Source organism: Streptomyces sp. NBC_00523 (genome assembly GCF_036346615.1).
Classification (GTDB): Bacteria; Actinomycetota; Actinomycetes; order Streptomycetales; family Streptomycetaceae; genus Streptomyces.
Map to the genome: position 1 here is coordinate 4,333,913 of NZ_CP107836.1, position 22,902 is coordinate 4,356,814.

25 protein-coding genes and 1 tRNA gene are annotated in these 22,902 nt (G+C 71.3%); 15 read left to right on the forward strand and 11 right to left on the reverse strand.

Annotation, left to right across the window (positions count from 1 at the left end; genetic code table 11):
- Positions 1–204 precede the first annotated feature (204 nt).
- The 14 genes from OHS17_RS19730 to OHS17_RS19795 all read left to right on the forward strand — a co-directional run bounded on the left by OHS17_RS19730 (position 205) and on the right by OHS17_RS19795 (position 12,124).
- Positions 205–627 carry an NADH-quinone oxidoreductase subunit A gene (locus OHS17_RS19730; protein ID WP_376455720.1) on the forward strand — a complete coding sequence of 141 codons (423 nt, stop codon included), beginning with the start codon at positions 205–207 and terminating at the stop codon, positions 625–627.
- Complete coding sequence (locus OHS17_RS19735) at positions 618–1,253, forward strand: NADH-quinone oxidoreductase subunit B (RefSeq protein ID WP_330313256.1); 636 nt, start codon at positions 618–620, stop codon at positions 1,251–1,253. Before OHS17_RS19730 ends, OHS17_RS19735 begins: the two co-directional genes overlap by 10 nt.
- Positions 1,250–2,119 carry an NADH-quinone oxidoreductase subunit C gene (locus tag OHS17_RS19740; RefSeq protein WP_330313257.1) on the forward strand — a complete coding sequence of 290 codons (870 nt, stop codon included), beginning with the start codon at positions 1,250–1,252 and terminating at the stop codon, positions 2,117–2,119. The genes OHS17_RS19735 and OHS17_RS19740 overlap by 4 nt, the downstream gene beginning before the upstream one ends.
- A complete protein-coding gene (locus OHS17_RS19745; protein WP_330313258.1) occupies positions 2,116–3,084 on the forward strand; it encodes a complex I subunit 1/NuoH family protein in 969 nt (322 codons plus the stop codon). The genes OHS17_RS19740 and OHS17_RS19745 overlap by 4 nt, the downstream gene beginning before the upstream one ends.
- A complete protein-coding gene (locus OHS17_RS19750; protein ID WP_330313259.1) occupies positions 3,084–3,647 on the forward strand; it encodes a NuoI/complex I 23 kDa subunit family protein in 564 nt (187 codons plus the stop codon). The genes OHS17_RS19745 and OHS17_RS19750 overlap by 1 nt, the downstream gene beginning before the upstream one ends.
- Positions 3,644–4,228, forward strand: a complete 585-nt coding sequence (locus tag OHS17_RS19755; protein WP_330313260.1) for an NADH-quinone oxidoreductase subunit J family protein — start codon at positions 3,644–3,646, stop codon at positions 4,226–4,228. Before OHS17_RS19750 ends, OHS17_RS19755 begins: the two co-directional genes overlap by 4 nt.
- A complete protein-coding gene (gene nuoK, locus OHS17_RS19760; protein WP_161206912.1) occupies positions 4,228–4,644 on the forward strand; it encodes an NADH-quinone oxidoreductase subunit NuoK in 417 nt (138 codons plus the stop codon). The genes OHS17_RS19755 and nuoK overlap by 1 nt, the downstream gene beginning before the upstream one ends.
- Positions 4,641–6,641, forward strand: coding sequence for an NADH-quinone oxidoreductase subunit 5 family protein (locus tag OHS17_RS19765; RefSeq protein WP_330313261.1), 2,001 nt, complete (start codon positions 4,641–4,643; stop codon positions 6,639–6,641). The genes nuoK and OHS17_RS19765 overlap by 4 nt, the downstream gene beginning before the upstream one ends.
- Positions 6,642–6,668: 27 nt before the next feature.
- The gene (locus OHS17_RS19770) at positions 6,669–8,219 is read left to right on the forward strand and encodes a complex I subunit 4 family protein (RefSeq protein ID WP_330315302.1); all 1,551 of its coding nucleotides are present in this window, start codon (positions 6,669–6,671) and stop codon (positions 8,217–8,219) included.
- Positions 8,216–9,733 (forward strand): NADH-quinone oxidoreductase subunit N, encoded by a 1,518-nt coding sequence (locus OHS17_RS19775; protein WP_330313262.1) that lies wholly within the window; start codon positions 8,216–8,218, stop codon positions 9,731–9,733. The genes OHS17_RS19770 and OHS17_RS19775 overlap by 4 nt, the downstream gene beginning before the upstream one ends.
- Positions 9,734–9,849: 116 nt before the next feature.
- Complete coding sequence (gene mscL / locus OHS17_RS19780; protein WP_018101281.1) at positions 9,850–10,314, forward strand: large conductance mechanosensitive channel protein MscL; 465 nt, start codon at positions 9,850–9,852, stop codon at positions 10,312–10,314.
- 195 nt (positions 10,315–10,509) lie between these two features.
- A complete protein-coding gene (htpX, locus tag OHS17_RS19785) occupies positions 10,510–11,373 on the forward strand; it encodes a zinc metalloprotease HtpX (RefSeq protein ID WP_018101280.1) in 864 nt (287 codons plus the stop codon).
- Complete coding sequence (locus OHS17_RS19790) at positions 11,370–11,762, forward strand: YccF domain-containing protein (protein WP_026171283.1); 393 nt, start codon at positions 11,370–11,372, stop codon at positions 11,760–11,762. Before htpX ends, OHS17_RS19790 begins: the two co-directional genes overlap by 4 nt.
- A gap of 89 nt (positions 11,763–11,851) precedes the next feature.
- Positions 11,852–12,124 (forward strand): GlsB/YeaQ/YmgE family stress response membrane protein, encoded by a 273-nt coding sequence (locus OHS17_RS19795; protein ID WP_018101278.1) that lies wholly within the window; start codon positions 11,852–11,854, stop codon positions 12,122–12,124.
- A gap of 1 nt (position 12,125) precedes the next feature.
- Here OHS17_RS19795 and OHS17_RS19800 read toward each other — a convergent pair whose 3' ends face one another.
- From OHS17_RS19800 to OHS17_RS19810, 3 genes are all read right to left on the reverse strand, one after another.
- Positions 12,126–12,788 (reverse strand): alpha-ketoglutarate-dependent dioxygenase AlkB family protein, encoded by a 663-nt coding sequence (locus OHS17_RS19800; protein ID WP_330313263.1) that lies wholly within the window; start codon positions 12,786–12,788, stop codon positions 12,126–12,128.
- 13 nt (positions 12,789–12,801) lie between these two features.
- Positions 12,802–13,308, reverse strand: coding sequence for a methylated-DNA--[protein]-cysteine S-methyltransferase (locus OHS17_RS19805; protein WP_330313264.1), 507 nt, complete (start codon positions 13,306–13,308; stop codon positions 12,802–12,804).
- A 146-nt stretch (positions 13,309–13,454) separates the two neighbouring features.
- Entirely contained in the window at positions 13,455–13,943 is a 489-nt protein-coding gene (locus OHS17_RS19810; protein ID WP_018101275.1) for a YajQ family cyclic di-GMP-binding protein, read from the reverse strand.
- A 191-nt stretch (positions 13,944–14,134) separates the two neighbouring features.
- Between OHS17_RS19810 and OHS17_RS19815 the strand changes: the two genes are divergently transcribed.
- Positions 14,135–14,216 (forward strand) — tRNA-Tyr (locus OHS17_RS19815).
- A 172-nt stretch (positions 14,217–14,388) separates the two neighbouring features.
- Here the strand turns inward: OHS17_RS19815 and OHS17_RS19820 are convergent.
- The 8 genes from OHS17_RS19820 to traA form a co-directional block, all read right to left on the reverse strand.
- Positions 14,389–15,768, reverse strand: a complete 1,380-nt coding sequence (locus tag OHS17_RS19820) for a tyrosine-type recombinase/integrase (RefSeq protein WP_330313265.1) — start codon at positions 15,766–15,768, stop codon at positions 14,389–14,391.
- A gap of 66 nt (positions 15,769–15,834) precedes the next feature.
- Positions 15,835–16,023: a helix-turn-helix transcriptional regulator gene (locus OHS17_RS19825; protein ID WP_330313266.1), complete on the reverse strand. Its 189-nt coding sequence runs from the start codon at positions 16,021–16,023 to the stop codon at positions 15,835–15,837.
- 436 nt (positions 16,024–16,459) lie between these two features.
- A complete protein-coding gene (locus OHS17_RS19830; RefSeq protein WP_330313267.1) occupies positions 16,460–17,935 on the reverse strand; it encodes an ATP-binding protein in 1,476 nt (491 codons plus the stop codon).
- A gap of 2 nt (positions 17,936–17,937) precedes the next feature.
- On the reverse strand, positions 17,938–18,765 hold the full coding sequence (locus tag OHS17_RS19835; protein ID WP_330313268.1) for a bifunctional DNA primase/polymerase: 828 nt from the start codon (positions 18,763–18,765) through the stop codon (positions 17,938–17,940).
- A complete protein-coding gene (locus OHS17_RS19840; RefSeq protein WP_330313269.1) occupies positions 18,762–19,490 on the reverse strand; it encodes a DNA methylase in 729 nt (242 codons plus the stop codon). Before OHS17_RS19840 ends, OHS17_RS19835 begins: the two co-directional genes overlap by 4 nt.
- A gap of 105 nt (positions 19,491–19,595) precedes the next feature.
- Positions 19,596–20,078 carry a hypothetical protein gene (locus OHS17_RS19845; protein ID WP_330313270.1) on the reverse strand — a complete coding sequence of 161 codons (483 nt, stop codon included), beginning with the start codon at positions 20,076–20,078 and terminating at the stop codon, positions 19,596–19,598.
- Positions 20,079–20,257: 179 nt separating this feature from the next.
- Entirely contained in the window at positions 20,258–22,264 is a 2,007-nt protein-coding gene (traB, locus tag OHS17_RS19850; RefSeq protein WP_330313271.1) for a plasmid transfer protein TraB, read from the reverse strand.
- Positions 22,265–22,329: 65 nt separating this feature from the next.
- A complete protein-coding gene (traA, locus tag OHS17_RS19855; RefSeq protein ID WP_330313272.1) occupies positions 22,330–22,893 on the reverse strand; it encodes a plasmid transfer protein TraA in 564 nt (187 codons plus the stop codon).
- Positions 22,894–22,902: the final 9 nt, after the last annotated feature.

The window sequence follows — 22,902 nt, forward strand, 5'->3', positions numbered from 1 at the left end:
AGCCTGCCGGGCGCGCGAGGCGGATGCCATGGGGCTCGTGGGTGAGGTGAAGTAGGGATATCCCCACCCGCGCCCCCCTCGTGCCCCACCCGTCCCGCTCCCGTTCCCCGTTCGTTGCCCGACGCAACTGCTTACCCGTCCTTTACAGGGCCTAGACTCCCGTGCGTACAGATCGTGGACGGGGCTAGGGAGCGAGGGGCGGACGTGACGGGTCTTCCCGGTGCGGCATCGACACCGGCGCGGACGGTGCTCGCGTCGTCGGACTACTTCCACAGCTACTCGGTGGTCGGACTCCTCGCCCTGGTGGGCGTCCTGTTCGTCGCCGTCGCCTTCGGCGCGGGCCGGCTGCTGCGGCCGGTGGTCCCGACGCCGGAGAAGCTGCTCACGTACGAGTGCGGCGTGGACCCGGTGGGGGAGGGCTGGGCGCACACCCAGGTCCGCTACTACGTGTACGCCTTCCTGTACGTGATCTTCGCCGTCGACTCGATCTTCCTGTTCCCCTGGGCGACGGTCTTCGCGGCGCCGGGCTACGGCGCGACCACGCTGGTGGAAATGTTCATCTTCCTCGGTTTCCTGGCCGTGGGACTGCTCTACGCATGGAAGAAGGGCGTCCTCGAATGGACGTGACGAGCCCGTCGTCGGCCGGGGCGGGGGACGAACCCGCCGCCGTACCCACGTTCCTCCCGGAACCGAAGCGCCTGGGCGTCCTGTCCAGACTCGCGCCGGAACCGATGAAGGTGGTCCTCAACTGGGGCCGCCGCTACAGCCTCTGGGTCTTCAACTTCGGACTCGCCTGCTGCGCCATCGAATTCATCGCCGCCTCCATGGCGCGCCACGACTTCATCCGGCTCGGCGTCATCCCCTTCGCGCCGGGCCCGCGCCAGGCCGACCTGATGATCGTCTCCGGCACGGTGACGGACAAGATGGCCCCGGCGGTCAAGCGCCTGTATGAGCAGATGCCCGAGCCCAAGTACGTCATCTCCTTCGGCGCCTGCTCCAACTGCGGCGGCCCGTACTGGGACTCGTACTCCGTCACGAAGGGCGTCGACCAGATCATCCCCGTCGACGTCTACGTCCCCGGCTGCCCGCCCCGCCCCGAGGCGCTGCTCCAGGGCATCCTGAAGCTCCAGGAGAAGATCGCGCGCGAGTCGCTGGGGGAGCGTTACGCGGAGGCCGCGGGCGCCCGCCCGTCGACGGCGGCGCTGCGCAGCGGCCTGGTGACTCCGCCTCCGGCCGAGGAGGACGGGAAGTGACCCTCTTCGACCGGCTCCCGGACGCGGTGACGGAAATCTTCGGCGAGGACGCGACGGCCGAGCAGGCGTACGACCTCCTTACGGTCGACGTCCCGCCCGCCTCCTGGCTCCCCGCCCTCGAAACCGCCCGGGACACCCTCGGCTGCACGTACTTCGACTGGCTGAGCGCGGTGGACGAACCGGGCACGGGCTTCCGGGTGTGCGCGCACGTGGCGGCCCTGCCCGGCTCCGGGGTCCGCCGCCTGCTCGTCCGTACGACGGTGCCGCACGAGGCCCCGTCGCTGCCGACGGCGATCGGTGTGTACGCGGGGGCCGCCTGGCACGAACGCGAGACGCACGAGATGTTCGGCGTCGTCTTCGAGGACCACCCGAATCTCGTCCCGCTCCTCCTCCCCGAGAACTTCGAGGGCCACCCCCTCCGCAAGGACTTCGTGCTGGCCGCCCGCGTGGCGAAGGCATGGCCGGGCGCGAAGGAACCGGGCGAGTCGGACCACGGCGGCCCGAAGCGCCGCACGATGCTCCCCCCGGGCGTCCCGGACCCGAACGAGTGGGGCCCGCTGAAGGGCCAGCTGCCGCCGGCTCCGGCGCGCCCGGCGCGGGGCGCGCGGGCCGCGGGGGACCGCCCGGCGCGACGTGCCCGCACGGCGGGCGAGGCCACGCCGAGCACGCCCGAAGCGGCGGCTCCGCCGGAGGCGCCGGCTACCCGCCCGCGCCGCAGCCGCAGCGCGTCCCAGGGCTCGGCGAGCCAGCAGGGGGCGGGGTCGCCTCCGGCGACGGACGCGCCGTGGCGCAACCCGCAGGAGACCAAGCCCCCGGTTCGACCCGACAACGACCCCACCCCCGACAACGGAGGCGATCAAGAGTGAACGACGCCCTGGACGTCGCCCTCCGCATTGTCATCGTCTTCGCCGTCTTCATGGTCCTTCCGCTCGTCGTCGGCCAGACCGAGCACAAGGTCATGGCCCACATGCAGGGCCGCCTCGGCCCCATGTACGCGGGCGGCTTCCACGGCTGGGCCCAGCTCGTCGCCGACGGCGTGAAGTTCGCGCAGAAGGAGGACATCGTCCCCGCCGGCGCCGACCGCAAGGTCTTCCGCCTGGCGCCGGCCGTGGCCCTCCTCCCGTATCTGCTCGTGCTGGTCGCGATCCCGATCGGCCCGGGCGAGGGCGCGGTCGGCCAGGTCGTCGACGCGGGCATCTTCTTCGTACTCGCCGTGATGGGCGTGGGCGTACTCGGCTCGCTGATGGCCGGCTGGGCGTCGGCCAACAAGTTCTCCCTGCTCGGCGGCCTCCGCACCGCCGCGCAACTCCTCGCGTACGAGCTCCCGATGCTGCTCGCCGCCGCCTCGGTGGCGATGGCGGCGGGCACGGTCTCGCTGCCCGGCATCCTGGACGCGTTCGCGTGGTGGTGGCTGCCCTGGCAGATCACCGGAGCCCTGGTCTTCTTCGTGGCCGGACTCGCCGAACTCCAGCGCCCCCCGTTCGACATGCCGGTCGCCGACTCGGAGATCATCTTCGGCGCGTACACCGAGTACACCGGCCTCCGCTTCGCGCTGTTCCTGCTCGCCGAGTACGCCGGCATCGTCGTGCTGTGCGGGCTGACCACCGTGCTGTTCCTCGGCGGCTGGCACGGCCCGATGGGCGCCGACGGACTCGGCTGGGTCTGGACCCTGCTGAAGACCGGCATCCTCGCGTTCATCGTGATCTGGCTGCGCGTGACCTACCCGCGCCTGCGCGAGGACCAGCTGCAGAAGCTCGCCTGGACGACCCTCATCCCGCTCGCTCTCGCGCAGATCGCGCTCACCGGCATCGTGAAGGTGGCGATCAACTAGTGCCCCCGATCCCCGGCTCAGGTCTGGCCAAGGGCCTCGCCGTCACCCTGCGGACGATGACGAAGAAGACCGTCACCGCCCAGTACCCGGACGTGCAGCCCGAACTGCCGCCCCGCTCGCGCGGCGTCATCGCGCTGTTCGAGGAGAACTGCACGGTCTGCATGCTGTGCGCCCGCGAGTGCCCCGACTGGTGCATCTACATCGACTCCCACAAGGAGACGGTGCCCGCCGCGGCCCCGGGCGGCCGCGAACGCAGCCGCAACGTCCTCGACCGCTTCGCGATCGACTTCTCGCTCTGCATGTACTGCGGCATCTGCATCGAGGTCTGCCCGTTCGACGCGCTGTTCTGGTCGCCGGAGTTCGAGTACGCGGAGACGGACATCCTGGACCTCACCCATGAGCGCGACAAGCTGCGCGACTGGATGTGGACGGTCCCGGAACCGCCCGCGCTCGACCCGCTCGCCGAGGAACCGAAGGAACTCGCCGCGGCCCGCAAGACGGCCGACAAGCTCCGCGCCCAGCAGGAGCAGGAGCAGGACACGGCGCAGGAGGGCAACGCATGATCACCGCCCTCGCGGCCGCCGAGGCGGCCCCCGGCTTCCTCTCCCCGGCAGGCGTCGAGATCGCCTTCGTCCTCGTCGGCATCGCCACCCTCGGCGCGGCCCTCGTGACCGTCACGACCAGGCAGCTGGTGCACGCCGCCCTCTGGCTGATCGTGGCGCTCGGCGGTCTCGCCGTCGAGTACCTCCTGCTCACGGCGGAGTTCATCGCCTGGGTGCAGGTACTGATCTACGTGGGCTCCGTCGTCGTCCTCCTCCTGTTCGGGCTGATGCTCACCAGGGCCCCGATCGGCCGCTCCCCGGACGCCGACTCGGAGAACCGCCTGCCCGCCCTCGCGGTCGCCGTCGCCTCCGCCGGCGCCCTCGTCTGGGTCGTCGTGGACGCCTTCCGTACGACGTGGATCGAGCTGGACGGGCCCGCCCAGGGCTCCACCGAGGTCACCGGCGCCTTCCTCTTCCGCAACTGGGTGCTCCCCTTCGAAGCGCTCTCCGTCCTTCTGCTCGCCGCCCTGGTCGGCGCGATCGTCCTCTCCCGCAAGGGCGGCCGGGCCGACGCCACCCCGCCCCGAGAGGACAAGCGCTGATGCACCTCGCCTATCCCGCGGTGCTCGCCGCCCTCCTCTTCTGCACCGGGCTGTACGGAGTTCTCGCCCGCCGCAACGCGATCCTCGTCCTGATGTCCGTCGAGCTGATGCTCAACGCCGTCAACCTCAACCTGGTCGCGTTCGACGTATGGCTCCGCGACCGCCTGCACTCCGGCCAGGCCCTCACCCTGTTCACCATCGCCATCGCGGCGGCGGAGATCGGCATCGGCCTGGCGATCGTCCTCGCCGTCCACCGCAACCGGGGCAGCTCCGACGTCGACCGCCTCCGCGACACCGCCGAGACCGACGAGGCCGAGACCGTCCCGGCCGGCGACGACGAGGACGACGCCCCCGACCCCGAAGACCAGGCCACTGCTGCGGCAGGGAAGGCAAAGAAGGCAGAGGCCACCCCGTGACCACCACGACCCTCGCCGTCCTCGTCCCCCTCCTCCCGTTCCTGGGCGCGGCCGCCGGGCTGCTCCTCGGCCGCACCGCACCCGAGTACGTGCGCCCGCTCGCCGTCCTGCCCTCCCTCGTTTCGCTCGTCCTCGCGGCCACCGTGGCCGCGCGCCAGGGCGGTGGCCGGGCCATCGACGCGGCGACCCAGCTCACCCCCACCGGCTCCGTCCCCATCGACCTCGCGCTGCACCTCGACGGCTTCGCCGTCCTCGTCGCCGTGCTGGTCGCCCTGGTCGCGAGCTGCGTGCAGATCTACTCGACCGCGTACCTCCGCGACGACCCCCGCTACCCCTCGTACGCGGCGCTGGTCTCCCTCTTCACCTCCGCGATGCTGCTCGTCGTCTACTCCGGCGACCTGATGGTGCTGCTGGTCGGCTGGGAGGTCATGGGCATCTGCTCGTACTTCCTGGTCGGCCACTACTGGGAGACGCCCGAGGCACGCGCCGCCTCCCTGAAGGCGTTCCTGGTCACCAAGCTGGGCGACGTCCCCTTCCTCATCGGCCTGTTCGCGCTCGCCGCCGACACCGGCTCCTTCCGCATCACCCGCGTCCTGGGCGCCGTCGCCCACGGCGGCCTCGATCACCCCACCCTCATCGCGCTCCTCCTCCTGGCCGGGGTCGCGGGCAAGTCCGCGCAGTTCCCCCTGCACACCTGGCTCCCCGACGCCATGGCCGGCCCCACCCCCGTCTCGGCGCTGATCCACGCGGCGACGATGGTCGCCGCCGGCATCTACTTCGTCGCCCGGCTCCTCCCCGTCTTCGCGGCCTCCGGCGCGGCCCTGGTCGTCCTCGCCGTGATGGCGGCCGTCACGATGATCGGGTCCGGGCTCGCCGCGCTCGCCCAGGACGACATCAAGCGCGTCCTCGCCTACTCGACCATCGGGCAGCTCGGCTACATGTCGGGCGCCCTGGCCGTCGGCGACCGGGGGGCCGCCGTCTTCCACCTCGTCTCGCACGGTGCCTTCAAGGCGGTCCTCTTCCTCGCGGCCGGCGTCGTCATCCACGCCGCCGGCACCAACTCACTGGCCGCCATGTCCCGGATGAGCGGCCTCGCCCGCCGCATCCCGGACGCCTACTGGACGATGACCGTCGCGCTGCTCGCGCTCGCCGCCATCCCCCCGTTCGCCGGCTTCTTCTCCAAGGAAGCCGTCCTCGTCGCCGCCGAGCACACCGCGCTCGGCGACCGGCACGTCGCCCCGGCCGCCGCCGGCTGGACGGTCCTCGTCGCCGGGCTGCTGGCCGCCGTGCTCACCGCCGCCTACGCCACCCGGCTCTGGCTCCTCGCCTTCCGGGGCCGGGGCGCCGAGGCCCCCGACCACGGCAGGCAGCCCGCCGCCATGACCGCCGTCCTGTGGGTCCTGGCCGTCCCGACCATCGCCCTCGGGCTGAGCGTCGGCGTCATCGGCGACTGGTTCGACGGCCACCGCCTCGTCCCCTCGCTGACCACCGCGGTCCTGTCCACCGGCGTCGGCCTCGTCGGCGGCCTGGTCACCTACGCGGCCTGGCGCCACACCACCGCGCTCGCCGCCCGCGTCCCCATGGGCTCGGTCGTCGCCCACCCGGACGCGGAACCGGCCCTCGTGGAGATCGAGGCGATCGAGGCCCGCACCGCCGCCTACGGCCCGGCCGGGGACGCCCCCGACCCCGCCGACCCCGGACGCCTGCTGCTCGGCCCGCTCCACCGCCACGCGGCCACCGGCTTCCACCTCGACGCCCTGTACGTGGCGCTGTTCGTCCGCCCCGTCCAGGCCGCCGCCCGCCTCGTCCGCTTCCTGGACCGCGAGGTCGTGGAGACCTACGTACGCGGCTCCGCCACCGGCGCACGCTGGCTCGGCACGGCCGTCCGCCGCGCCCAGACCGGCAACGTGCAGACCTACCTCAGCGCACTGCTGGCCGGTTCCCTGGTCCTGGCGGTCGCCGCCGTCGTCTTCGCCAACGTCAACGCGGGGTCCTGAGCCGTGATCGATATCAGCGCATCCGTGATGCAGTTCCTTCTGGCGTTCGTCGTCGTCGGCCCGCTCATCGGCGCCGTCGCCGCCCTGCTCCCCGCCCCGCCCGGGCTGAAGGGCCGCAGCCCCGACCAGGCCGTGCTCCGCCACGGCGTGACCGTCACCGGCGTCATCCTCCTGGCGACCCTGGTGCTGGCCGCCGGCTTCGACCACGACCACCCGTCGAAGATGCAGGCCACCACCGACATCAGCTGGATCCCGGCGCTCGACGTGCGCATCCACCTCGGCATCGACGGCATCTCGCTCCCCCTGCTCGTCCTGACCGCGCTGCTGACCTTCCTCTGCGCGCTCTACAGCTACTTCAAGCTGCCCGAAGGCCCCTCCCCGAAGGCGTTCGTCGCGCTGGTCCTCCTCCTGGAGTCCGGCACCCTCGCCACCTTCGCCGTCCTCGACCTGATCCTGTTCTTCCTGGCGTTCGAGATGGTGCTCATCCCGATGTACTTCCTGATCGCCCGATGGGGCGGTGCGGGGAGGCAGGCGGCCGCCTGGAAGTTCATCCTCTACACACTGCTCGGCTCGGTCGTCATGCTGCTGGGCCTGCTCCTCATCGGACTGAAGAGCGGCACCTTCGACACGGTGGCACTCGCCACTGACAACGGTCGCGGGCTCACCTCGTCCGTGCAGGTCACCGCCGTTCTGGCGATCGGGATCGGGCTCGCCGTGAAGACCCCGATGTGGCCGCTCCACAGCTGGCTGCCCGACGCCCACACCGCCGCCCCGACCGTCGGCTCCGTGCTCCTCGCGGGCGTCCTGCTGAAGATGGGCACGTACGGCTTCGTCCGCATCCTGCTCCCGGTCGCCCCCGACGGGATGCACACCTTCGCCCCGTACCTCGCGGCCTTCGCCGTCGCCGGGATCGTCTACGGATCGCTCGCCTGCCTGGCCCTCGCCCGGCCCGGCGCCAAGGGCGACCTGAAGCGGCTCATCGCGTACTCCTCCGTCGGCCACATGGGCTTCGTGCTCCTCGGCATCGCGAGCATGACCCCCACCGGCGTCAACGGCGCGCTCTTCGCCAACATCGCCCACGGGCTCATCACCGGCCTGCTGTTCTTCCTGGTCGGCGCCGTCAAGGACCGGTACGGCACCGCCGACCTGGACACCCTCGCCGGAGCCACCGGCGCCGCGCTCTACGGCCGCGCGCCCCGCCTCGGCGGCCTCCTCGCGTTCGCCGCGGTCGCCTCCCTCGGGCTGCCGGGACTCGCCGGGTTCTGGGGCGAGATGCTGGCCCTGTTCGGCGCGTTCGACCCGGCCGAGGGGCTGAGCCGGCCCGCCTTCCTGACGTTCATGTCGATCGCCGCCTTCGGCACCCTGCTCACCGCCGCGTACCTGCTGATCGTGGTCCGCCGCGTCTGCATGGGCGCCCAGCGCGACGAACCGCGGCCGATCGCCGACGTCCAGAGCTACGAATTCGCCGCCTGGACCCCCCTCGCGGCCCTCACCGTCCTCGCCGGCCTGTGGCCCGCCGTCCTCCTCGGCCTCACCGACCCGGCCGTGCAGAAGCTCCTCGCAGGAGGCAAGTCGTGACCACAGCGGCCGAGAGCGCCACCAGCCTCGTCCAGTCCGTCGACTGGCTCGCCATCGCGCCCCCGCTCACCGCCGCGGCCGTCGCCCTCGTCGTCCTGGTCGCCGACCTCTTCGTCACCGAGGCCCGCAAACCGCTCCTCGGCTACGGGGCCGTCGCCGGGCTCGTCGTCTCGCTCGCCCTGATCATCCCGCTCCACGAAGGCGACCGCTCGACCTTCTGCCTCACCAGCGGCAGCCACGCCTGCAGCTACACCGCCGACCACTTCACCCTGGTCATCCAGGCCCTCGTGCTCGGCGGCGCGCTGCTCACCGCGCTGCTCTCCCTCGGCGACACCCGTAAGCTCCCGGCGGGCGAGTTCTGGTTCCTGCTGCTCTCGTCGGCCGCCGGCGCCGCGCTGCTGCCCGCTTCGCGGGACCTCGCCACGCTGGTCATCGCCCTCGAAGTCGCCTCGCTGCCCGCGTTCGCCCTCGTCGGCATCAAGCGCGGCGACCGGCGCTCCTCCGAGGCCGCGCTGAAGTTCTTCCTGTCCTCCGTGACCGCCACCGCCGTGATGCTCCTCGGCGTCAGCTTCGTGTACGCGGCCACCGGCACGCTCCACCTCACGGACCTGGCCGGGCGCCTCGGCCGCGTCGACCCCCAGCTCTCCACCCTCGCCGGGGCGGGCGTCGCGCTGACCCTGGTCGGCTTCGCCTTCAAGACGGCCGCCGCGCCCTTCCACTTCTGGGTGCCCGACACCTACGTCGGCGCCCCGCTGCCCATCGCCGCCTACCTCTCGGTCGTCGGCAAGGCGGTCGGCTTCACCGGCCTCATCCTCGTCACCGTGATCGCCTTCCCGGCGTACGCGGACGTGTGGGGCCCCGCCCTCGCGGTCCTCGCCGCGCTCACGATGACCGTCGGCAACGTCGCCGCGCTGCGCCAGAGCGCTTCCCGCGCGCGCAGCGCCGTACGCCTGCTCGCCTGGTCCTCCGTCGCCCAGGCCGGGTACCTGCTGGTCCCGATCGCCTCCGCCGCGTACGCCGGGGAGCGCAGGATCGGCTCCACCGTGGCGTACGCCCTGATGTACGCCGTCGTGAACCTCGGCGCGTTCGCGGTGGCCGCCCTGGTCGCCCGTACCCGCCCCGGCAACCGTCTGGACGACTACCGCGGCCTGTACGCCACCCGGCCCCTGGCCGCCCTCGCGCTGGCGTTCTTCCTGCTCTGCCTGGCCGGGCTGCCGCCGGGGATCATCGGGCTCTTCGCCAAGGTCACGGTGTTCTCCGCCGCCGTCGACGCGGGCCTGGGCTGGCTCGCCGTCGTGATGGCCGTCAACGTCGTCGTCGCCCTGTACTACTACCTCCAGTGGACGGCCGCCCTGTTCCGCGCGCCCGCCGACGGGGAAGAGGCCGCGCCCGCCGTACGGCACCGTGTCCCGGCGTCCCTGACCGCGGCGATCGTCCTCACCGCGGCCGCCGGAGTCGTCCTGTCGGGCGCTCCGCAGACCGTGCTGAGATTCGCCACCGTCAATCTCTTCTGATTCCGATCGCCTGTTCGAAAGGTGACAAGATCGGCTTGCTCCGGGCCGCCCGCGCAGGGCAAGGTCGGTGCCTTGGAACGCGTACGACGTTCTCATCACCACAAGGAGCCAGAGCAGTGCTGAGCGGGTTCAAGGACTTCATCCTGCGCGGGAACGTCATCTCCATGGCGGTCGGTCTCGCCGTCGGAGCCGCGTTCACCGCGGTCGTCACCGGGTTCAGCAACGGCTTCATCGTGCCGCTGATCGGCATCATCACGCGCGGCACCGGCGACTTCAGCAACGCGCACTTCACGGTCGACGGCGTGAAGTTCCCGTACGGCCTGTTCATCGCCGCGGCCATCGCCTTCCTCATCACCGCCGCCGTCCTCTACTTCGGCGTCGTCATGCCGATGGCCAAGGTCCAGGACCGCTTCAACGCCAAGAAGGCCGACGAGCCGGTCGACATCAAGGCCGCCCTGCGCGACTGCCCCCGCTGCTACACGGAGATCCCGGCCATCGCCTCCCGCTGCGCCCACTGCACCAGCGAGGTCGAGCCCGACCCCGAGGCCGTGGAACTCGCGAAGCTCCCCGCCCAGCGCTGAGAGCGCCGGACACCTCCACCCGGACGGCCCAGAGCCCGGACCCACGCGTACAGCGGGGCCGGCCTGGGCCGTCGGGCCGTCCGGACCAGGGAACTCGCTCCCGCCGCCTGGCGTTGACCAGTACGGGAGGCTCCACTGAGCGGTGGGGCCCCACCCGCCAAGGGCTCCCCTGCTGCACGATTTGGAGGGCGTACCGTGCACCGCCGGCACAACGGGCTGAGAACCGCCGTACTCCTCGGGGGCCTGTCCGCACTCATCATCGTCATCGGCAGCTTCTTCGGCCGTACGGGCCTGATCGTCGCCCTCGTGGTGGCGGTCGGCACCAACGCGTACGCGTACTGGAACAGCGACAAGCTGGCGCTGCGGGCCATGCGCGCCCGCCCCGTGAGCGAATTCGAGGCGCCCCAGCTCTACCGCATGGTCCGCGAGCTCTCCACCTCGGCGCGCCAGCCCATGCCCCGGCTCTACATCTCCCCGACCCAGGCCCCCAACGCCTTCGCGACCGGCCGCAATCCGCGCAACGCGGCGGTCTGCTGCACCGAGGGCATCCTGAGCCTCCTGGACGAGCGCGAGCTGCGCGGCGTCCTCGGCCACGAGCTGAGCCACGTCTACAACCGGGACATCCTCATCTCGTCCGTCGCCGGAGCACTGGCCTCCGTCGTGATGTTCCTGGTCAACTTCGCCTGGCTGATCCCGGTCGGCCGCTCCAACGACGACGAGGGCCCCGGCCTCCTCGGCATGCTGCTGATCATGATCCTGGGCCCGCTCGCCGCGTCCGTCATCCAGCTGGCCGTCAGCCGTTCCCGGGAGTACGAGGCGGACGCCTCGGGCGCCCGGCTCACCGGCGACCCGCTGGCCCTCGCCGGTGCCCTGCGGAAGCTGGAGGCGGGGACACAGCAGCTTCCGCTGCCCCCGGAGCCCAGGATCGAGACCGCGAGCCACATGATGATCGCCAACCCGTTCCGCGCGGGGCAGGGGATGTCCAAGATGTTCTCGACCCACCCGCCGATGGCGGAGCGCATCGCCCGACTCGAGCAGATGGCAGGTCCTCGCCCGTGAAAACCATTCTGAACGTCATTTGGCTGGTCCTCTGCGGATTCTGGATGTTCCTCGGCTACCTGCTCGCGGGACTCCTGCTCTGCATCACGATCATCGGCATCCCGTTCGGCCTGGCCGCCTTCCGGATCGGCGTCTACGCCCTGTGGCCCTTCGGGCACCGGGTGGTCGACCGCCGGGACGCGGGCGGCCCGTCCTGCGTGGGCAACGTGCTCTGGCTGATCCTCGCCGGCTGGTGGCTGGCGCTCGGTCACATCACCACGGGCATCGCCCTGTGCCTCACGATCATCGGAATCCCCCTGGGCATCGCCAACTTCAAGCTGATCCCGGTGTCCCTGATGCCCTTCGGCAAGGAGATCGTGCGCACCGACGAGCAGTTCGCCGGCTGGTAGGCCCCCGGACCGCGGCGCGGCGCACGCAACCACCCGCCCGTCCCCGGCGTCTTGGATTCCAGGACAGAGGGACGGGTAGGTTCGCACGCATGACCATTATCGGCTGGATCATTCTCGGGCTCATCGCGGGCGTCATCGCCAAGATCCTGCTGCCGGGGCGCGACCCCGGCGGCCTGATCGGCACCACGCTCATAGGGATCGTCGGCGCGTTCCTCGGCGGCTGGATATCGTCGCGCTTCCTGGACCGCGAGATCACCAAGGACTTCTTCGACCCGGCGACCTGGGTCGCGGCCATCGGCGGCTCACTGATCCTGCTGATCGCCTACCGGCTGCTCTTCGGCAACTCCCGCGAACGCCGCTGAGTCAGCCAGGCCCCAACCCTGTTTCACGCAACGTCACATTGAGCCGGCCACCGCTCATCCCCGTACCAGGAGGGGCGGTGCCGGGCCGGACCACCGGCACCCCGTGGAACGCCCGGCGTGCCGGACCGCCGAACACGAACAGGTCCCCGGACGCCAGCTCCACGTCCGTCCACGGCCTGCCCCGGCCCTCCGTGTTGCCGAACCGGAAGACACACGTGTCCCCGATGCTGAGCGACACCACGGGCGCCCCGGACCGCTCCTCGTTGTCCCGGTGCATGCCCATCCGGGCCGTGCCGTCGTAGAAGTTGACCAGCGCGGCATCCGGCGCGTACGCCTCCGAGCCGTCTCCCGGCCCGTACGCCTCCGCCACCGCCGCCCGCCCCAACTCCGCGAGCCAGTCCGGGAACGGGACGACCGGAGCGCCGTTCACATCGTCGGCGGTACGCGAGTAGCGGTACGGCTGCCAGTGCCACCCGAGGCACACCGTCCGCACCGACATGACCCCGCCACCCGGCAACGCGGTGTGCCGCAGCGGCACGGGCCCCCGCGCCCACTCCCGGCACGCCGCCACCAACTCCCGCTGCCGCTCCGGCGACAGCCAGTCGGGCACATGCACGGCCCCGGGCGCGACGACGGCCCGCGACCTGGGGAAGAGCCCGTCCATCAGCGGTGGCCCGTCAACGCCCCGTCAGGGCCCCTTCGAGCCCCAGCAGCCGTTCCTTGCGCTCAAGCCCGCCCGCGTACCCGCGCAGGGCGCCGTCCGCGCCGATCACCCGGTGGCACGGCCGCACGACGAGCAGCGGATTGCGCCCGATCGCCGTGCCCACGGCCCGCACCCCGGCGCCGCACGCGCCGACGCGCGCGGCGATCTGCCCGTACGAGACCGTCTCGCCGTACGGAACGGCGTCCAGCGCGGCCCAGACCCGCCGCTGGAACTCGGTGCCCCGCCCCTGCGCGTACACCAGCTCGAAGCGCGTCCTGCGCCCCTCGAAGTACTCCCGCAACTGGGCGGCGACCCCCGCGAACGCCTCCGGCGCGTACACCCAGCCGTCCTGGACAACGGTGCCGCCCTTCTGGCCCGGCACGGAGAGCGAGACGAGCGCGACGCCCGCCCCGCCCGGGGCCTCTTCCCCGGTCAGCAGCAGTTCACCCAGCGGGCTGTCGACCGTCGCGTGCATGGTCATGACCGGTCCCTCTCCTCGTCCGTACGACCGGCCGGAACGCCGGCCGCCACGGACCAGTCTGCTGCGCCCGAACCGCCGGAACCGGCGGTATTCGGACATGCAGTCCGGGCACGGAACGAAAGCCTCCGCACCCGGACCGCCCCGCTCTAGCGGTAGTTCGCGAACTGCACGTCGAAGTCGAAGTCCTGGGCCTTCAGCAGCGCCTGCACGGCCTGCAGATCGTCCCGGCTCTTCGACGTGACCCGCAGCTCCTCGCCCTGGACCTGGGCCTTGACACCCTTGGGGCCCTCGTCGCGGATGATCTTCGCGACCTTCTTGGCGTTCTCCTGGGAGATGCCCTCCTCGATCGAGGCGAACAGCTTGTACTCCTTGCCGGACAGCTGCGGCTCACCGGCGTCCAGCGACTTCAGCGAGATCCCGCGCTTGATCAGCTTGGACTGGAAGATGTCGAGGATGGCCTTGACCCGCTCCTCGCCGTTCGCCTGCATCAGGATCTTCTCGCCGGACCACGCGATCGACGCGTCCGTGCCCTTGAAGTCGTAACGGGTGGAGATCTCCTTGGCGGCCTGGTTGAGGGCGTTGTCGACCTCCTGCCGCTCGACCTTCGAGACGATGTCGAAACTGGAGTCGGCCATGACGTGTGGCTCCTTGGATCGGGGGTGCTGGAAGTACGTACCTGGCGCAGCGGCCGCGTAAAGCCTAGCCACCCGAGACCGTCCGGGCCTCCGAACAATCCGGTGGCGTAGCACCCTGGGTCATCAGGTATTGTTTACGTCGTTGCCAGAGAGCACCGCGGGAAACCCGGGACTCGAAGGCGGCATCCCTTGGCGGTGTGCCCGAGTGGCCAAAGGGAGCAGACTGTAAATCTGCCGGCTCAGCCTACCCAGGTTCGAACCCTGGCGCCGCCACTGGAAGTGAAACCCCTTCCGACCTGCTGTTTTGGCAGGTCGGAAGGGGTTTTTTCGTTGTGCGGGCGGGGGAGCTCCAGGCGCCCGAAACGCCACCTTGTCTCACCTGATCTCGCTGGAATCCCAGCTCCGACCAGGGCGTGTCCCCCAGACGTCCCCCGGGGGAGGGTGCCTACTCGGGTTCGTTCCACTCCCGCATGGCTTCATCGATCCGCCGGTTCGCCCGGTCCTGCGTACGGGCGAGCACCTTCGCATAGACGCGGAACAGCACCGCGATCGTGTGGCCGGCCCGCCGCGCGCACTCCATCGGATCCACCCCGGAGCTGAGCCAGAAGGACACCCCGGCGTGACGCAAGTCATACGGTCGCCGGGCGAGCTGCGACGCCGATTCCTCCTCCGTGAGCACGTCCGCCCGGGCCTGCGCCCACACCTCGCCGTACCCGGTCTCCTGGAGCAGCCCGCCGCGGTTGGTCCGGAACAGCCGCCCGTCCGGGGCGGTGCCGTGCGCGGCGACGTGCTCCCGGAGCATCCGCACGAAGTGCGGAGGGATCGGCACGGGCCGTGAGTCCTTCACCGCGCGCGCCTTGAGGTGCCGGGCCTCGTGCGCCTGGCCGTCGTCGGTCCAGCCCTTCCCGACCCGTACGAAGCCCTGCCGGAGGGTCAGGGTGCCCCAGCCGGATTCCGGCAGGTGGCACTGGGGGAGCCGCAGGGCCGTTGCCTCTGCCGGCCGCATGGCCGCGTAGTACAGGCAGCCGAAGAACGCTTCGAGGTGTTCACCGCGGGGGCCCTGCTCGCGTACGCCCCTGAGCAGCGCTCGCACCTGGCGGGGGTTGGCCACGCTGTCTGGGTCGACTTCCTCGGCGGTCTTGGGAGCCGCCCACTTCACGGTGGTGAGCGGGTTGACCGGCGTGGAGAAGTAGCCCTGCTCGACTGCGAGACCGAGCACGTCGCTCAGGCAGGCCCGCTTGCGGCGCGCGGTGCGAGGGGCGGCGGGCTTGCCGTCCAGCTTGAGGGCGAGCGCGTCCAGGGCGAGCCGTACGGTGGCGGACTGTTCGAGCGCGGAGATCGGATACGAGTTCTTGGCCACCCAGCGCAGGGCGTGCGCCACGTCCGCCGGGGGTTCGTCATCCCACCGGTTCCGGTTGTACGCCCACCCGTACAGGGCCTTGCGGAGCGTCGCCGTGTCCGGGCGCCCGACCCTTGTCTTCATGAGCGCCGGCGTGATGGTCGCGAGGGCGTCCGCGTAGTTCTTCCGCGACTTCGCCGGCGCGGCGGCCCACTTCCGGTCGATGTACGCGCGGGTGTGCTCGTACCAGGTGATGGAGCCCTGCATCGCGCGAATCTCGGACACGGGGAGCCCCAGCTCCTCATCGAACTGCTCGCCGCGCCGGACGGCGGTCATCAGCTCGGACCGGCGGCCGTCGGCCTGCGCCTTGAGCTGGTAGCTCTTGGAGTGCTTGCGCTGCCCGACCCGCCAGCGCACCCGGTAGGGCTTCGGGCGTTCGCGGCGGACTTCAAGTGAGTAGAGGCTTACGTCGTACGTGAGAGACATGGTTCTCCATGAGGAGAGGGCCCGCCTGAGTGGCGGGCCCTCGGTGGTCGGTGCGTCAGGGGAAGGTCAGGCGGCGGTCTCCTCGTACTGCGCCCACCACGCGTCCAGGTCGGAGCGGCGAACGCGGATCTGGCCGTTCGGGAGCTTGATGAGGCGGGGGCCCTGACGGCGGGCGCGCATGCGGTAGAAGGCGGCGCGGCTCATGCCGAGTTCGGCGAGGACTTCGGGGAGTTTGAGCATCTGGGGGTGGGCCATGGGTGCTACTCCTCTGGGATCTGGGCGTGAGGGTGCATCTGTCCTAAGTGGGGATTTCTGCGTCACCGCGTCACCCGCGTCACCTGAGCCTCTGACCAGGGGCTTTGGGTGACGTAGGTGAGCGGGCGGGCGTCATCGGTACGTCATCGTCTGCGTCGCCTGGTGACGCAGGTGACGCAGGATGACGCAGGGGCGGCCGTCTGCGTCACCGTTGTTGTCGCAGGTCAAGGGCCAGTTTTCGCCGTGGGTGACGCAGGTGACGCAGACCTTCCCTACTTAGGAAAAGAGAGGGGCGGTCTGTAGTAGTGGTGGTGCTCGTTCAGGCGTGAGAAGGAGCCCTTCGGGCACGCCTTTGGCGCGGCGTTCCGCCGACAAGCAAGAGGAGCACCCGGGCGGGCGGTGCTCTTCTTGCTTGGGCGGGTGAGCCGGGCTCGGGTCAGAATGCGGTCGCCTGTTCGGGCGGTGGCGGTGCGCTTTGGCGGGTCATTTCGAGGTAGCGGCCCGCTTTGGTGCGTCCGCTGTCGATGAGGACCCCGCGGGCGGCGAGGGTGGGTTGCAGCCGCTTGAGCCGGTCGGAGAGCACCTTGCCGGTGGTCGGCCACCCCTTGGGGAGCGGACGGAGTTCGTCACCGCTGTAGACGCGGCTGAGGCAGTGCAGCCACTCGGTGGACGTCATGCGCTGCTCGCTACTCGGGGCGATGGTGTCGGCGTGCGCGAGGACGGTCTGAGCGAGGAGGTCCCCCTCGATCACGTCGTCGTTCAGGTCGTCCAGGCTCGCCCGGTACGCCGCGAGTGCACCGAGGCCGGTGGCGACGTCGAGCTGCGCGCACAGGTGCGCGAAGTCCGCCATCCGCAGATCCGTCGGCGTCTCTGCCTCGGCGGCCCGCACCTTCACCGTCAGGTCAAGGAGCGACCCGAGGGCGACGGGCAGGACGTCCTCGTACTCCATCCAGAGTTCGGCTTCGGTGCGTCGGACGCGGGGGCGCTCCAGCCGCAAGGGCAGGAGGCGTTCTGCGAGGTCGGGGCGGATGACGCCGACGTCGATGCCGGTCAGGAGCAGGGGGCGGCGGTAGCGGGCGCGGAAGACGTCGCCGTCGGTGAACAGGGCGCGCTTGACGTTCTCGGCTCCGGTGACGATGCAGCACATGGCGTCGGACAGGTCCGGCGTCATGTGGGACAGGTTGTCCAGCGCGGTTACCCACCCCGCGGCGACGGCGGCGATCAGGTTCTCCTCGTCCTTCGGGGCCCGGCGTAGGTCGCCGCTCATGCCCTCCACGATGCGTACGAGCATTCGTCCGCCCGTGGACTTCCCCGCCCCCTGGGGGCCGGTGAGGAACGGGGCGGGGACGGGAACGGAGGGTCCCAGGCAGCCGATGAGCCAGGCGATGGCCAGGCACTCGGTTTCCGCGGTGGCGAAGTTGCACAGCCGCAGCAGGAGGTCGATGCCCTTGCCCTCGGTGTCCTTGGCCGGCAACGGAAGCTCGCCGGTGAGCTGGGTGCGCCGCCAGCACACCTCGCGCGGGTCGGGGACGGTGATGTCCCAGCCGGTGGGGTGGATGCGCACGGACTGCCCGTCGGATCGGCCCAGGTCTAGCCACGTCGCGCCGTCGAAGCCGGGGGCGACGCGGATGTGCACGGCCTGGGTGTCCTCGGTCAGGGCGAGTGCTTCGATCAAGTCGAGCGCTTCCTTGAGGGCGGTGCCGTTGAACATGCCGTGGCCGTCCTTGTAGAGGCCGACCATGAGTTCTTGGCGGTGGCTGCCGGTGGTGCCCTGGGAGCGGATGGGGCGGGCGACGGGGTGGCCGTTGCGCTGGGCGTAGACGGTGCCGTCGGCGGTGCGGAAGTACCGGAAGTGGGACTGGGCGTAGTCGGTGATGACTTCGCGGGCGGGGTTCTTCTCGTCGTCGGACACGGTTACATCCCCAGTCGAGCGAGGGCGTTGGTCCAGGCGTCGGTGCAGTGCCGGGCGCTCTCGCCTTTGGTCTGGGCGGCGGCGAACAGGCGCTGCATGTGGGTGTCGGTCAGGCAGCCGCACCCGCCGTGGGTGGAGAGCACGGCGAGGAAGGTGCGGTAGACGGTGGCGTGCACGGCGGTGGTGGCTGCGGTGATCTGCTGCTCGGCCATTGCGATCCCGCGTTCCAGGAAGACGGGTGTGCGGTGCCGGCACTCCTCGTCCGCGGTCGGCAGGGGCGCGGTGACGGGCCGGACCGGAGACGGCTTCGAGGCGACCAGCGCGCGGACGGTGTGGGGCAGGGGGGCCATAGTGCCGGTGCCGGGGCCCAGCCAGCGGGCGTAAGACATCGTGGACTTGATGTCGACGCCGAGGCGCACGGCGTTCGCGGACTGCATGTTGCCCTTGTAGATCCAGTGTTCGCCCCGCGTCGTCGGCACGGTGCGAGTGGCGGGGAGCGTGGCACGGGCCCAGGCGATGGCGTGGGCGTCGTCCAGGTCGACCACGGTCAGCTTGGTGCCGCCGGGGTGGTAGGCCACAGCACCGGCCTGTCGCCACGCCGACGCCCATCCGGGCCCGGTCAAGGTGGCGGGGTCGGTGGTGGCGGCGGCCCAGGCGTGGCAGGGGCGCGAGCACTCGCAGGGGCCGGGGGTCTTCATGCTCGGCCGGCCGCCGCAGGCGTTGTTCCGGCAGGCTCGGCAGTTCCCGAACGGGACCTTTCCTGCCCGCAGCGGCAGCACCGGCACGCCGCGTGCGGCCAGACCGAGGGCGGTTTGCAGGTGGGTGTTCATGCGGCCACCGCCTGCATCGACGCGATTCGGGCACTGCCGATCAGCTCCGTGAAGGCCGGGGGGATGGCCTCGGTCAGTTCCTCGCGGACGTCGGTCCAGGTGATGTCCATGGCGGCCTGCATCTCGGGGACACTGGCCTTGCCGCCGCCGGCCCCGTACGCGGCGACGTATGGTCCGTCGCGGTAGACGCCGTGGCGGTAGCCGCGCACGTACCCCCGATGCTTCGGATGCGCGGGCTGGGGCACGGTCCAGCCGCCGCCCAGTTCGAAGACGCGGTGGCGCAGGACCCCGAGCCCGAACATCTCCCCGCACAACCGAAGATCGGCGCGGACGGGGGCCTTTCCGTTGGGCTGCTCGATGACGTAGGGGAGGTCGGTGGTGTCGAGCAGGACCCGGAGTTCGGGGATGAGCTGGACGTGGGTACGGCCCCAGCCGCGCGACTGGTTGGTACCGACCGTGAGCGTGCATCCGGCCTGGCACGGCGGGGAGGCGTGCACCGCCGCGAACCGGGTGATCTCCCCGGACGTGATCAGGGCGGCGAGGTGGTCCAGGGCGTCAGCCCGGACGAAGCTGAAGGGATAGCTGGGTCGGTCGATGATGTCGACGCCGGTCACGTCGAATCCGGCGCGGTTGTATCCCATGGCCGCGCCCCCGGCGCAGGAGAAGAGGTCCAGGATCTTGGGCCGGTGACCGCGGGCTCGCCGGATGGTGGTGGGTTGGGTCATGCTGGATGTCTCCAGTTCTCGTGAATGGGTTGCTGGATGAGGGCGGCCCCAGGCTTTGGCGAGACGGGGGCCGCCCTCAGTCGTGCTTGGACAGGTTTCTGTCGCTCAGTGACGGTTGACGGTTCTGGTCCAGACGCCCCGGTTGGTCGTGCGGGTGGTGCGCTGGTCCTGGTGGACGGGGCCCTTGTAGTGGTGGTGGTGCTCGGTGTGGGCGTCGGCCTTGGCGCGGCCGGCGGAGCGGAGCAAGGAGCCGACGGCGAGGATCAGGGCGACGGGTCCGCCCGCGCCGACGGCGAGGGTTACGGGGTCGACGTGGCCGAGGGTGTAGAGGACGAGGGAGGTCGCGCCGCCGAGGGACAGGGTGGCGATGCTGCCGGTGAGCATGAGGGCGCTGGCGTCCGCGGCCTTCTGGCTCATCGGTGGGCGCCCCGGCTGCGCGATGGGCGGTGTCGGCCCGTACGCGGGTGGGGTGGTCTCGTCGCGGTACGAGGTCGGCATGTATGCCTGGTCGATGAGTTGGCGGGCGCGGAGGTCGGCTTCGGCGGGGGTGAGCGGCCGGTCGACGGGGGGCTGTTCGGGTCGGTTCATGGGGATGTTCCTCCCGGAACGGGCCGGGGTGCCGCGCTCGGTTGAGCGGGGACCCCGGTGGGTGTCACGTGTGGGTGTCAGGGCGTGTCAGGCCGGGGTGTCAGGGCGCGTGACACCTGCTCCCGCCTAGGGGTTTGGGTGTCACGGGCCCGTGATGGTGTCAGGCGTCACGCCGGGTGTCAGGCCGCGGCGGCGAGGGCGGGAACGATGCGCCAGCGGCCGGTCTGGGCGGTCGGCTGGAGGCGGCCTTCCATGGCCGCGTCGCGGAGACGAGCGGAGACCCAGGGGCGGCTGTAGCCGTTGGCGTCGCACCAGTCCATGAAGTCCTTCGGCCCGACGACCATCTGCCCGTTCGCCTCGAACTCATCGAGCGCGCGGGCGAACAACTGCCGGGCTTCCTCCGGGCTCGGCTTGCGACCAGCCTCCTGTCCGAACAACGGGGCGTCGTCGCCCTGCTGCGGGTCGGGGAGGTCGGCCTCGGGGTCCATGGCGGCGTCCTCGGGGTCCAGGAGGGTGCCGGTCTGGCTGCTGTCGTCGTCGTGGTCGGGCACGGTCGGCTCCGTCTCGTCGCTCGGGGTCTGCCGGCCGGTGTAGGCGTTGCCGACGACCGCCTTCGCGGCCCCGGTGGTGACGGCGTCGGCGGTGGCACCGTTACGGAGCGCCCACTGGGCGAGCATTTCCATGACCGATGCGGCATCCGCGGTGAACTGCCGTGTGCGGGCCGGGGCGGCGTAGCGGTCGGGGTCGATGCCGCCGGCGACGACGTAGCAGTAGCCCGGCTTGCGGTTGCCCCACGCTCCGGGGTGGGCCCCGGCGTCGATGACCGAGTCCGGGAGGGAGAACCCCTCATCGCGGGGGTCGCAGCCCAGAGCGATGACCGAGGGCAGGGAGGCCCGGGTGCTGGTGGACATCTGGTCGTACGAGGGCCGTTGGAGCGACACGATCAGCGAGCACCCGGCGGAGCGGGCTTCCTGCGCGATGCCGGTGAACGCGTCGTCGCCGAGGGCCCGCAGGGTGTTGGCAGCCTCTTCCATCCAGGCGACCATGTACGGCATGCCCTCACACCCACATGCGGTGTTGTCCGGGCGGCAGGAGTGCGCCGGGTCGGTCTGCCGCTCGGCTGCCTGCGTGGTCCACTGCCGGTAGGAGTGCTTGCCCAGCCACCCGGTCCGGGCCGGGATGACCTGCTGAAGTGCCTCCACCATGGCTTCGGTGCCTGCCCCGCCTTCCACGGCCCAGTCGTAGGCGGGCAGCAGGGGGCGGAAGTCCTGGAACGCCTTGGGGTCGGACAGCCACATGATGACGTCGCGGCGGGACAGGATCTCCGTTTGCAGGTTCAGCGCCGCGTCGCCCTTGCCGGAGCCGGTGCCCCCGGCGATCAGGAAGTGCTGGGCGTTGCGCCCGGCTTCCGGGTCGCCCGGCAGCCACACCACCAGCGGCGATCCGTCGTCGTACCGCCCGATGACGAGCGGGTCCATGATCGACCCGCCCGGCTGGGACGGTCCCTCCCACGGCTCTGCCTCGGTGAGCATGTCCTTGGGCACGATGACCAGGTCCCCGCGGCGGGCGGAGTCCGGGTCGGGCTGGAACCGTACCGCCGACTGCGGCAGGTCCAGCGCCGACGCGATCCGCGCCAGGGCCTTCGCGACGTCGTCGGTGGTCTGCTCCCCGGGCTCCAGCGCGAGCGCGGCGGTGACCCGGTTCGGCTCGACCTGCGTACGCCCGATCTTCGCCTTCGCGAGACCGACCTTCTCCAGCAGTCCCTTGTCCGCCGCCCCGGCCACCTCGCTGTCCGAGGTACGCAGAGCCATGCGGATGTTCCAGGACAGGGCAAGGACCGCCCCGCCCATCAGGTAGACGTCCGGGAGGCTGCCGGCCAGGGGACCGGCGAGGGCGGCTCCGGTCATCCATGCGGACCCGGCAGCGACGGTGATCGCGGAGTGCAGGCGCCGCTGGGGGCTGGTCTCGCGCCCGGCCCACCAGGTCGCCCCGGTCAGGGCGACCGCGGACAGGGTGAGGCCGACGCCGGCGCCGACCGAGTCCGCCCACATCAGGTGCGCACCCGACCCGGCGACGCCGATCCCGGCGACGCCGAGCCACGGCGGCAGGTGCGGCTTCGCCCGGTGGAGCAGGTAGGCCCCGACGCTCCCGCCGCCCGACGTGCCGTGCTCGCCGGGGTTCCTCATCCGCCTTCCCATCCTGTCCAGCTCCCGTTCCATGTCGCGTCCGTCCTGATCGACCCACCGGCGGCTCACTGAGCACCCCAGTTCATGCGGGGCTGCTGCGGGCGCTGGGCGCGGTGGCGGTGGGCGTTGAGCTCGCCCTCGTACTCCTGCTGGAACTGCGCGTAGCAGGCCGCGGCCATCTTCGCGGCGTTGCGCAGTTCCTCGGCGGCCCGCTGCATCTTGCGGGACACCTTGAACGCCCGGATCTTCGCCCCGCCCATGCGGCCGTTGGGGTCCGGGACCGTCGCGAGGACGGCCTTGAGGATCTCGGCGCCCATCGCGACCTCGAAGGAGAGCATCACAGCCGCGGCCCGCAGGCTGTTGCAGTAGTTCCGGATCTGCGCGGGTGTCGCGAACTCCGGCGGAGGCAGCAGGCTCTCCGCGTGGCGGCGGGCTCCGGGGACGGAGGCTGACTTGTTGTTGTTGACGGTGACGTTGATCGGGGGGACGAATCCGCCGGCCACCGAGCCGACGAACCCGCCGAACGCCGCCCCGGCGTGGTTCGCGAACTTGGCGCCCTTGCCCTCGGGCGCCTGCCCACCCCTGGTCCGGGGGCGGGGCGGGGTGGTCCGGGTGCTGTTGCTTGCCATGGTGAACCC